A 10,773-nucleotide genomic window follows, 5' to 3' on the forward strand; every position below is an offset into this window, starting at 1 on the left:
TCTTTGACTTTGAGCACCCGACTGAAACGACCCGAGCAGCTAGCGCCTGAAGCTGGATATCTACTTTAATGCTGAAGCGGTCCGTATAAAGGAAGCTAGCCTAAGTTCGCCACGTCCTGTGGCAACGGCTATCTGACCAACATCCTGTTGGCCCCGACGAGCACTGGATATCTTGGTAAAAACTTTGTTTATTGCACTAACTCGAGTGTTTGTTGCACTAACTCAGCTGTTTGTTGCGCTATCTCGGTTGATTGTTGCACTAACTCGACTGTTTGTTGCGCTAACTTCGCCCTTTGTTATTTAGCAGAATATTTACGTCTTAATCCGCTTCCATAATACCGAAATTAGCTTACGCTACTCATATCTATACTTCATTTTCTCCACAAAAAAGCTACTTAGCCTTAACTAAGTAGCTAAAATTTTATTAGCCTTTTTAACATGGCCGCCAAATGTAATAACTAAAATACCACCAAGTAGCATTGCAACACCAATCCATGCCGTTACACTTAGGTATTCACCTACTAGAAATACACCGAGTATAGCGGCCGTTAATGGTTCTCCGAGTGATAGTGTCACTGCTGAAGATGAAGAAATTTTTTGCAAGCCCGTTAAAAATAACAAATACGCGATACTCGTACCGAATACGCCCATGAATGCTAATGGTAACCAGTTTGCACTTTGCCCGACCCATTCAATTCCATACACTAATGAGATTGGACACAATAATAACGCACTGATCGAGAATGTCATCGCCACTGCTGGCAATGCTTCTTCTTTTTCCATTAATGCTTTGCTCACATGTGTATAGATTGCAAAAGCTGTTCCCGCACATAGAGCCATTGCAATACCAACCGGGTTGACAGTTGCCTCTCCTTTATTCACAAACAATAATACACAACCAACTATCGCAAGTAATGTGGCTACTCCCCATGTGCGTGTCGGTTTATTTTTGAAATAAAGCCAATCAATTAAACCTGCAAATACTGGAGAACTCCCAATCGTTACGACTGTTCCAATTGCTACGCCAGTCAAACGTACCGATGAAAAAAATAATGGTTGGAACAGGGCCATCGATAATGCCGCAAAAAATGTATACTTCCAAGCCCAATGGCGAAATTTTATCTTTCTCATTAAAATAGCAATGAACAGTAAAGTGCCGCCACCAACTGCTGATCGCATCATGGCAACAGTAAGAGGATTAATACCATCTGTTAAAAATGTCTGTGTAGTACCAACTGTTCCCCATAAAACGGCTGCCAGTAATACAAAGGCATACGGTAATATACTCACTTAACAGCTCACTCCTTATGTATCTTTTCATAAATATACCATAAATTCTGAAAGTTGAGGCAAACAGTTTCTTCTATTATAATGAAGGCAAAAGGAGGCATTGAATTATGTACAAAACCGTCGCAGATACAGCGAAAGATATCTCAATGCCAGAGCAACAAGTGATGCGTTACATCCTTGAAGGTCGCATTCATGCCGTTCACGATGGCGAACAATTTTTAATCAGCAGTGATCAATTTGAACGTTACCATGAACAACTTGAACGTATCAAAGAAGAAATTGAAATTTGGAAGAACACGCCCATTCCAGAAGATATTGATATTAAAGATGAAGACTAAAAGACAGCCAAGAGCTGTCTTTTTAATTTGGATTATATAGAGAGAAAATTAAAACACCAGTGGCATTTTACAATTGCCACTGGTGTTTAACATATGTAGAAGCTAGCAACTGATTGCAGCTCCGATTCATAATTAGATTGTAACAGGTGCTGTTTGTTTAGCTAGCATATCTGCATAATCTTCAACCATTACACTTGCAGTTGGGAACATTCCTGCTCCAGGTCCTATAAGAGTTAGTGTCCCAATGTAGTTTGTATCAAGAGCAACAGCATTATTAACGCCCTCGATTGAGTAAAGTGGATGTTCTGGACCAACTAGTTCAGGTCCTACTTTTGCAACTAACTCTCCGTCTTCACCTAACTGCACATCTGCTACATGACGGTAACGTAAACCTTTCGCAGAAGCTTCTTCTACTTGCTCAGAAGTGATCTCAGTAATGCCAATTACATCAACATCTTCCCATCTTGGTTGTTTACCAAATGCTAACGCACTAAGAATCATAAGTTTTCGGAACGCATCTTGACCAGAAATATCATTATACGGATCCGCTTCAGCATAACCAAGGTTTTGTGCATCTTTTAATACATCATCAAACGCTAATCCTTCACTACGCATCTGAGTAAGGATGTAGTTTGATGTACCATTTAAGATTCCTTGGATGTGGTGTACATCATTTACACGTAAGATATTTTGCATTGTTTTAATAACAGGAACGCCACCAGCAGTTGTTGCTTCGTAACCCACTTGTACGCCATATTGCTTCGCTTTTTCTTGTAAAACTAAACCATGTTTAGAGAACATTACTTTGTTAGCTGTAATTACGTTACAACCATTTTCGATTGCACGTGCTGAATATTTAAATGCTGGTTCTTCCCCAACTATTGCTTCAAATACAACTTGTAAATCTGGAATAGCTAAAATTTCTTCAAAGTTATCTGTAATTAAATCTTGTGATGCATTTGAACGTGGCTTAGTCACATCACGCACTAAAATTTTAGCAATTTCAATATCTACTCCTAATGTTTCCTTAAATTGTTCACGCTTTTCATTAATGATATGATAAATGCCTTGCCCTACAGTACCAAATCCTAGAATTGCTACCTTTACTGCTGCCATATGATCGCCTCCAAAAATAATATTGCAATCTTACACTAAATCTCCAAATTGTATTCAAACTTCATATAGCATTAATGACATAAAAGACAGATGTTAAAACTCATTCTGTTTTTCAGCACAATACCATATGATATTGACTTCCAATTAATTCAGAGAAAAAGACATAACGCTATTTACTAATTATGTTGCTGTACAACTGTATTGAAGCCCTTTACAGCGTATCTCCTCCATAATCCCCTTACAAATAGTTTTTCAAATAGCGTTTAGCAATTTTATCAATTACTAATACACTGTGTTTCAATTTTTTTACTTATTGATGATTTTAGACTATAAATGAACAGATTACAAGAAAAATCTTTCCGGAGAGGACAATTGTTTTTCCTAGAAGGTCACCAAAACCGATACTAACAATACTTCAACTGTATTTTAAGTTTTGCGACGTAACCTTTATAGTTTAAAAATAACGATTTAAAAAGAAAAAAGGACGACATAATGCCCATCGTCATCCCTTGTCTTGATCTTTACTATATATAAAAATCTTATTTAGCTACGACTGCTTCAGCCACTTTTGCAAAAGCATTATCTAGTGCTTCAATAATATCCTCAATTGCTTCTAAACCAATTGATAAACGTACAAGTTCTTCAGATACACCCGCTAAAACTAATTCTTCTGCACTTAACTGTTGATGTGTTGTAGATGCCGGATGGATAATTAACGAACGTGCATCACCAACATTTGCTACATGCGAGAATAACTCAATGTTATCAATTAATTGGCGACCAGCTTCACGACCACCTTTAATACCAAATGTTAATACTGAGCCGAAGCCATTTTTTAAATATTTTTTTGCATTTTCATGAGTTGCACTATCTTCAAAGCCATTGAAGCTAACCCACTCAACATTTTCATGACTACGTAGGTATTCAGCTACTTTTTGTGCATTCTCATTATGTCGTGGTACACGTAAATGTAATGTTTCAAGACCTTGAATTAACTGGAATGCATTGTCAGGACTTAATGTTGGACCAAAATCACGTAATAATTGAACGCGTAAACGAGTTGCAAATGCAGCACTAGCAGCATCAACACCGTATCGAATACCATGGTAAGATGCATCTGGCTCTGTATAGTCAGGGAATTTTCCTTGTGTCCAATCAAATTTACCAGCATCGACAGCGACACCACCGATTACTGTACCGTGTCCACCAATCCATTTTGTTGCAGAGTGCACTACAATGTCAGCACCGAACTCTATTGGATTTGAACCATATGGTGATGGGAATGTATTATCAACAATTAATGGTATCTCATTTTCATGTGCGATATTTGCCAAAGCTTCAATATCCACTACAGTTAAACTTGGATTACCGATTGTTTCCACATAAATCGCTTTTGTATTTTCTTGAATCGCTGTACGGAAATTTTCTGGATCCCTTTCATCTACAAAGGAAGTTGTAATGCCATAGCGAGGCAAAGTATTGGCTAACAAATTATATGTACCGCCATATAAACTACCTGAAGCAACGATATGATCGCCAGCACGCGCAATATTTAAAATTGAAAATGAAATAGCAGCCATTCCTGAAGATAATGCTACTGCGGCAGTTCCTCCTTCTAATAAAGCAACGCGTTTTTCGAATACATCGACAGTTGGGTTCATAATACGAGAATAAATATTACCGGGTTCTTCAAGTGCAAATAGTTTTTGAGCATGCTGCGTACTATTAAAAGCGTAAGCAGTTGTACGATAAATTGGTACAGCACGTGCACCTGTTGTTGGATCTGCCACTTGACCACCGTGTAATAATAAAGTTTCAGGACGTAAATTTGTCATCATTCATTCCCCCTAAATGTTTTTTGAGATGGCAAATCGGAGGTGAGAGGAGGATTTTATGGAAAAATAAAAACCCCCTTCGCTAAGAAGAGGGTTGCATAAGCAATTTTTCCTCCCCTTATCTGTCAGATCCGATTAAAAATCTGTAGGAATTAGCACCATTGTGAGTTCGTCACTCACCGGTTGCTGGGCATCGCAGGGCCTATCCCTCCGCCGCTCTTGATAAGAGTATTTGATTCAGTTCCATCTTGTTGACAAGTATAGAAGATAAATCGAACTAATGTCAATACTTTTATTTGTTTTTTCTGAACATTAAATTTAATAGATACAACTTTTAGATAGATGAATTTATTTTAAGTAGACTTTAAAATATGTTAGCCTAAAGATAGAAAGTAAATATATATTATTTGGCAAAGGGGTTTCGGATAATGGCAAGAGAATTACTACGTAGTCACGCTTCTGTACGTAAATATACAGGAGAATCTATTTCTAAAGAAGTAGTTGTCGATTTAATTGAAACAGCACAAATGGCAGCGAGCTCGCATTTCGTACAAGCTTATAGCGTCATTTGGGTAACAGATGAAGATAAAAAGAAAAAACTTGGAGAACTTTCTAATAACGAATTTCAATTTGGAACAGCGGGTGCTTCGTTTTTATTTTGTGTAGATTTTAAACGACTGCAAGTTGCTGGGCAAAAAAATGGTGTTGAAATTATTGCTGATTCTGCAGAGAACGTACTTGTGGGTGTAGCGGATGTTGCTCTTTTCGCTCAAAACTTCGTAATTGCTGCTGAAGACCAAGGTTATGGTATTTGTTATATTGGTGGAGCGCGTAATAATCCAAAAGAAATTAGTGAATTATTTGGTCTTCCTGAATACGTATTCCCATTGTTTGCTATGACGATTGGTGTACCTACGAAGCGTAATGAAACAAAACCTCGTTTACCAGTTCAAGCTGTACTACATGAAAACAATTATGATGTAGATCAATATGACACATTGTTAGATGAGTATGATGCAACAATGGAAGACTACTATGCAAGCCGCGGGTCTAATCGTAAAATGGCCAACTGGACAAAACAAATGGCGGATTTCTTAATAGAACAGCGTCGACCACATATTAACGAATTTTTAGCACAAAAAGGATTTAATTGGAAGTAATAAATCGAGCTCTGAAATTAGGGATACCTAGTTTTAGAGCCTTTTTCATGAGTTCAACCTATTATATTTTTTTCTACGGATCATCTCTTTCACTTCGTTAGATCACTATTCATAATCCCACTAAAAAACCTGCCACTGTTTAGTGACAGGCAGGCATTTCATTTTATTCTTTAACTAAACCTTCGATTACTAGCTCTTTTACAGGTAGGAAGACTTCGCCTGAGTTGATATATTTCACTTCGACTGTGTCACCTTCTTGTAGATAAATTGCTAGTGGTACAACTTCTGAGTTCACACTATAGTTATCTTTGTTATCTAACATAAACGACACTGTTGTGAAGTCGCCACTTTTCTCTTTATAAACGCGGACAATTTTCCCTTTAATAGTAGCTTCCTCTTGCTTAGAGCTACCGTTTACTGAACTACCACCACGACTTAGGATAGCTTTATATTGTCTTAATGCCTCATTTGGAGTAGCTCCTGAAACTGAAAGCTCAGGATTAGCAGCTGAGACGATGAAATAATTTTGTAAGAAACCATTTGAATCGAGCACTGGTGTTAACCAGCTTGCTTCACCATAGAAGTTATAGATGATTGGCATTTGACCATGCCATTTTTTCTCGATAAATTTCTTTTCTATTATTTGTAGTGCACCTTGAGAATCCATGTAAGCTTCCTCTTGGTTTCCAGTGTAATACGTTGCCTCTCCAGTGCGACCATTTGTTAATGAATAACCGAGCATTGAATCGACACCTTCTTTAGGACTTGTAAAATCAGTGAAGTAGTACATATCACCATTTTCATCAAAGATCGGGCTAACATTAGCTTCCGTTCCTTCATCTGAAGGTAATTTCACATCTTTTTTACCAAATTTACTATTCCAGAAACCGTGAACATAGTTACCGAAATAGCTATTCTGTAGGCTAACTGCTTCTGGTGAAACGGCACCATCGATAAACTCTGGAACATCTTTTAAAGCAAATGTCTGAGACTTACCTGTTTTAGCTTCGACCATGACAATACCTTCTGCATCAAAGCCATTACGCGCTGATATGAATTTCCCATATGAACGAATGTAATATGGTTTACCATTATCATCTACTTCAAGTTGTGGCTCACCGTAGAAGATTTTCGTCGGATTTTCTAAACGAATATGACGCTCAACATTATTATTTAAAAAAGAAGAGGTTGTATATTTCATTTCTGATTTGATGAATTTTGGATTATCTGAAGAATCTGTAGCACTCATTTTAAAATAACCTGGAGTTACTTTCCCCTTTGTCCATTTAAAGAAGCTTGAGAATTCAACAGGCGCAATATACACAAATTCACCATTTACCTTTTGAATTTGCAAACTGCCTAACTCATAGTAGCTTGTATTTGGTACTTGGCTAAATGCTTTTTTCATTTTATTTCGAGCAAATTTTGGAGGTACGCTTGCAGGCGTTTTTGTTTCATCGAATGCTTTCAGTTCCACCTTTTGTGTCATTTCAGCTGATGTGTATTTTTCGTTCGCATTAAATAATGGCGCTGCCAAAATATATACACCCAATCCTAAGCTTCCTAAAAACAGAACACCTTTTAAATTACGTTCCATTCCACTTGCAGACCAAGCTCCAAGCGCTGTTAAAACAATCATTACTGGCCATAAAAGCGTCCAATTTTGATCAATTATAAGAACATAATAAATTGTTGCTGTAGCTATAAATGCAACTATGAACACTAAAATAAAGAATTGGATCTTGAATTTAGCTTTTAAATCTCCATCTTTTGTTTTACTTGTTATCGGTACGATTAATAGTCCAGCTACCGCTGCAACTATCGCCGACATTATTAATGTAGCAATCATTTTGATCATCCTTTCACATATCTATTTTACGATACAATCTTCAGAAAGTTTCAGTTATATTTAATAATAGAAAGGTTTTATTTATTTTAAGCAAGAATACTCTTTAATGAAGGAGGTGAGAATATGAAACAAAAAATTCTCATTAGCTTAATTATTTTATTAGGCATCATTTATATTTTCTTTATACCTGCAGAACCCGCCAATATAAAACTTAGCTTTAAAGTAATTCCTATGCTTCTCATTATTTGGTTAGCTTCACTTCAAAAAGCACCGCCTAATACAAGTTATAAAAATTGGTTACTACTTGGTTTACTCTTTTGTATGATTGGTGACGCAACACTCCAATGGTTTTTATTTGGTTTAACTAGTTTTTTAATCGGTCATATTTGCTACATCGTTGCATTTGTACAACTTAAAGAAAAAGTGATTGCTAAGCCTGCAGCTATGCTTTTATTACTTTATGGTGGATTCATGATCATTTGGATTGCTGGTACTGTCTTTAAAACTGGAGATCATATTTTAGCCGTTGCAGTTGTTGCGTACATCGCCGTTATTTTAACAATGGGGTGGACAGCTATTCAGACAAACACGAAGCTTGCTACATTTGGAGCACTATCATTTATTTTCTCTGATTCAATATTATCGATTAATATGTTCATTACTGATGTACCTTTTTCTCATGCACTTATTATGGTGAGCTATTATGGTGCTCAGCTATTATTTGCTATTAGTATTTCTTATTATTCCGTCATCCGAAAGAAAGTGTTAGAATAGTGACAATGCTTTTACAATAAGGGGGATATTCCAATATGAAAGAAACAGTGATTGAAAGACTAGTACGTTATGCACAAATTGACACACAATCTGATGCTGAAAGCGAAACAACTCCTTCAACTGAGAAACAATGGGATCTACTACATGTACTTGAGAAAGAATTAGCCGAAATCGGTATGACAGAAATCTCTCTTGATGAAAATGGATACCTATTTGCTACACTTCCAGCTAATTCAGATAAACAATTACCAACAATCGGTTTCCTAGCACACGTTGATACTACTACTGATTATACTGGTACAAATGTTAAACCACAGCGCCACGACAATTACGATGGTGGAGATATTCAATTAAATGAAAACACAATTCTATCACCAAAGAATTCGCCTGAACTTGCTAATTATGTAGGTCAAACATTGATCACGACGGATGGTACTACATTACTTGGTGCTGATGATAAGGCGGGTGTTGCCGAAATCATGACAGCTATGGAATATTTAATTGCTAATCCTGATATTAAACATGGTAAAATCCGAGTTGCCTTCACACCTGATGAAGAAATCGGACGTGGACCACATAAATTTGATGTTGAAGCATTTAATGCTGATTTCGCTTATACAATGGATGGTGGTCCTTTAGGTGAATTACAATACGAGAGCTTCAACGCAGCTGGAGTAAAAGTAAAAACTTTCGGCGTGAGTGTACACCCAGGATCTGCTAAAGATAAAATGGTCAATGCTATTACAATGGCTATTAAATTCCAATCTTATATGCCTGCAGATGAAGTACCTGAGAAAACAGCTGGTCATGAAGGTTTCATTCACCTAATGAACTTCAACGCCCATATCGAAGAAGCGAGACTTTCTTATATTATTCGATACTTTGACCGAGAAGAATTTGAATCAAGAAAACAATTATTTAAAGAAGCCGAAGCCAAAATTAAAACTGAATTCGGTGAAGATGCCATTACTGTTGAAATAGCAGATCAATACTATAATATGGCTGAAAAAATTGAACCACAAAAAGATATTGTTGATGTAGCCTATACAGCAATGGAAAACCTAAATATCAAACCTTTAATTTTGCCAGTTCGTGGTGGTACAGATGGGTCCCAACTATCGTATATGGGAATGCCTACCCCGAATATTTTCGCTGGCGGCGAAAATATGCATGGTAGATTCGAGTATGTTTCTGCTGAGACAATGGTTAAAGCTACTGAAGTTATCATTGAAATTGTCCAATTATTTGAGCAACGAGCATAAAGCGTATTTATAGGTAGGTGGTATTTTGAAGGAAATTGCTTTAGGTGTTTTAGCGTCATTATTTTTTGCTGTAACTTTTATATTAAATCGAGTAATGGAGTTAGATGGTGGTAGCTGGTTATGGAGCTCATCATTACGTTACTTTTTCATGATTCCTTTTTTACTAGTTATTGTGATGTACCGTAAAGGCATACAATCAATGACAAAGGAAATGAAAAAACAACCTAAAGCTTGGCTATTATGGAGCTTTGTTGGGTTCGTTCTATTTTATGCACCGTTAACATTCGCGGCTGCTTATGGACCTGGTTGGCTCGTATCGGGTACATGGCAATTTACAATTGTTGCAGGAGTATTATTAGCACCTCTATTCTTCATACGACTTGGTGAGAAAACAATACGACAGAAGATTCCTATCGTGTCTTTGCTTATATCGTGCATTATATTAGTTGGGATTATATTAATTCAAATCCCTAGTGCTAAAACAGTTTCTATTGAAAGCTTAGTGCTAGGCATCTTACCCGTTATTGTAGCAGCGTTTGCTTATCCACTTGGCAACCGTAAAATGATGGATGTGTGCGATGGTAACTTAGATACCTTCCAAAGGGTTCTTGGCATGACCATCGCTTCGCTCCCTGCTTGGATTATATTAGCTATTATTGCTCTAATAACAGTTGGGTTGCCTTCTGCTAGCCAAGTAATTAATTCACTTCTTGTTGGGATTAGCTCAGGCGTTATAGCAACTAGCCTATTCTTTATCGCAACAGATCGCGTCCGTAATAACCAAGGAAAACTTGCAGCCGTTGAAGCAACACAATCGACCGAAATTCTATTCGTTATTGCAGGAGAGATGATTATCTTAGGTATTCCTTTACCGGAGCCACTCGCCCTATTTGGCTTAACTGTTATCATCATTGGAATGTTCTTACATAGCTATTACACAATGTTGATGAAGAAAAAACAAACGCCCACTGTTTTCGGTTATCAAGACCTAAATTAAAAAAAGACAAATAAATAAAAGAGCGTTACATATTTTATATAACTAATATGTAACGCTCTTTCCTTTTTATTAAACTAAAGCACCCGTTAGTTTAAGTTAGATACTTCACATACTTTAATTAGAAACTAAATAGAGCCACCACAATAACTAAT

At 36.8% G+C, this 10,773-nt stretch carries 9 protein-coding genes and 1 riboswitch; of the genes, 5 read left to right on the forward strand and 4 right to left on the reverse strand.

Annotation, left to right across the window (positions count from 1 at the left end; genetic code table 11):
• Nucleotides 1–405 precede the first annotated feature (405 nt).
• Entirely contained in the window at nt 406–1,284 is an 879-nt protein-coding gene (locus AMD00_RS16265; RefSeq protein WP_211258668.1) for an EamA family transporter, read from the reverse strand.
• A 113-nt stretch (nt 1,285–1,397) separates the two neighbouring features.
• On the opposite strand from AMD00_RS16265, the gene AMD00_RS16270 reads away from it, so the two are divergent.
• The gene (locus AMD00_RS16270; protein WP_053418039.1) at nt 1,398–1,628 is read left to right on the forward strand and encodes a hypothetical protein; all 231 of its coding nucleotides are present in this window, start codon (nt 1,398–1,400) and stop codon (nt 1,626–1,628) included.
• Between the two features lie 132 nt (nt 1,629–1,760).
• Here AMD00_RS16270 and AMD00_RS16275 read toward each other — a convergent pair whose 3' ends face one another.
• Complete coding sequence (locus AMD00_RS16275; protein ID WP_053418040.1) at nt 1,761–2,744, reverse strand: homoserine dehydrogenase; 984 nt, start codon at nt 2,742–2,744, stop codon at nt 1,761–1,763.
• Nucleotides 2,745–3,283: 539 nt separating this feature from the next.
• The gene (locus AMD00_RS16280) at nt 3,284–4,579 is read right to left on the reverse strand and encodes an O-acetylhomoserine aminocarboxypropyltransferase/cysteine synthase family protein (RefSeq protein WP_053418041.1); all 1,296 of its coding nucleotides are present in this window, start codon (nt 4,577–4,579) and stop codon (nt 3,284–3,286) included.
• A 115-nt stretch (nt 4,580–4,694) separates the two neighbouring features.
• Nucleotides 4,695–4,808: riboswitch (SAM riboswitch) on the reverse strand.
• 199 nt (nt 4,809–5,007) lie between these two features.
• Here AMD00_RS16280 and AMD00_RS16285 point away from each other — a divergent pair.
• On the forward strand, nt 5,008–5,739 hold the full coding sequence (locus AMD00_RS16285; protein WP_053418042.1) for an NADPH-dependent oxidoreductase: 732 nt from the start codon (nt 5,008–5,010) through the stop codon (nt 5,737–5,739).
• Between the two features lie 163 nt (nt 5,740–5,902).
• Here the strand turns inward: AMD00_RS16285 and AMD00_RS16290 are convergent, their stop codons facing one another.
• Nucleotides 5,903–7,588 (reverse strand): hypothetical protein, encoded by a 1,686-nt coding sequence (locus AMD00_RS16290; RefSeq protein ID WP_053418043.1) that lies wholly within the window; start codon nt 7,586–7,588, stop codon nt 5,903–5,905.
• A gap of 123 nt (nt 7,589–7,711) precedes the next feature.
• Between AMD00_RS16290 and AMD00_RS16295 the strand changes: the two genes are divergently transcribed.
• The 3 genes from AMD00_RS16295 to AMD00_RS16305 are packed head-to-tail and all read left to right on the forward strand — an operon-like array spanning nt 7,712 to nt 10,621.
• Nucleotides 7,712–8,362 carry a lysoplasmalogenase gene (locus tag AMD00_RS16295; RefSeq protein ID WP_053418044.1) on the forward strand — a complete coding sequence of 217 codons (651 nt, stop codon included), beginning with the start codon at nt 7,712–7,714 and terminating at the stop codon, nt 8,360–8,362.
• Nucleotides 8,363–8,397: 35 nt separating this feature from the next.
• Nucleotides 8,398–9,624 (forward strand): peptidase T, encoded by a 1,227-nt coding sequence (gene pepT, locus AMD00_RS16300; protein WP_053418045.1) that lies wholly within the window; start codon nt 8,398–8,400, stop codon nt 9,622–9,624.
• Nucleotides 9,625–9,649: 25 nt separating this feature from the next.
• A complete protein-coding gene (locus AMD00_RS16305) occupies nt 9,650–10,621 on the forward strand; it encodes a DMT family transporter (RefSeq protein WP_053418046.1) in 972 nt (323 codons plus the stop codon).
• Nucleotides 10,622–10,773: the final 152 nt, after the last annotated feature.

The sequence above is a fragment of the Viridibacillus arvi genome, from assembly GCF_001274945.1.
Classification (GTDB): Bacteria; Bacillota; Bacilli; order Bacillales_A; family Planococcaceae; genus Viridibacillus; species Viridibacillus arvi.

Bases quoted from the DNA above. Each gene is read 5' to 3' on its own strand.
- AMD00_RS16270 (WP_053418039.1), top strand. From the start codon at position 1,398: ATGTACAAAACCGTCGCAGATACAGCGAAAGATATCTCAATGCCAGAG.
- AMD00_RS16290 (WP_053418043.1), bottom strand. From the start codon at position 7,588: ATGATTGCTACATTAATAATGTCGGCGATAGTTGCAGCGGTAGCTGGA.
- pepT (WP_053418045.1), top strand. From the start codon at position 8,398: ATGAAAGAAACAGTGATTGAAAGACTAGTACGTTATGCACAAATTGAC.
- AMD00_RS16280 (WP_053418041.1), bottom strand. From the start codon at position 4,579: ATGACAAATTTACGTCCTGAAACTTTATTATTACACGGTGGTCAAGTG.
- AMD00_RS16275 (WP_053418040.1), bottom strand. From the start codon at position 2,744: ATGGCAGCAGTAAAGGTAGCAATTCTAGGATTTGGTACTGTAGGGCAA.
- AMD00_RS16285 (WP_053418042.1), top strand. From the start codon at position 5,008: ATGGCAAGAGAATTACTACGTAGTCACGCTTCTGTACGTAAATATACA.
- AMD00_RS16295 (WP_053418044.1), top strand. From the start codon at position 7,712: ATGAAACAAAAAATTCTCATTAGCTTAATTATTTTATTAGGCATCATT.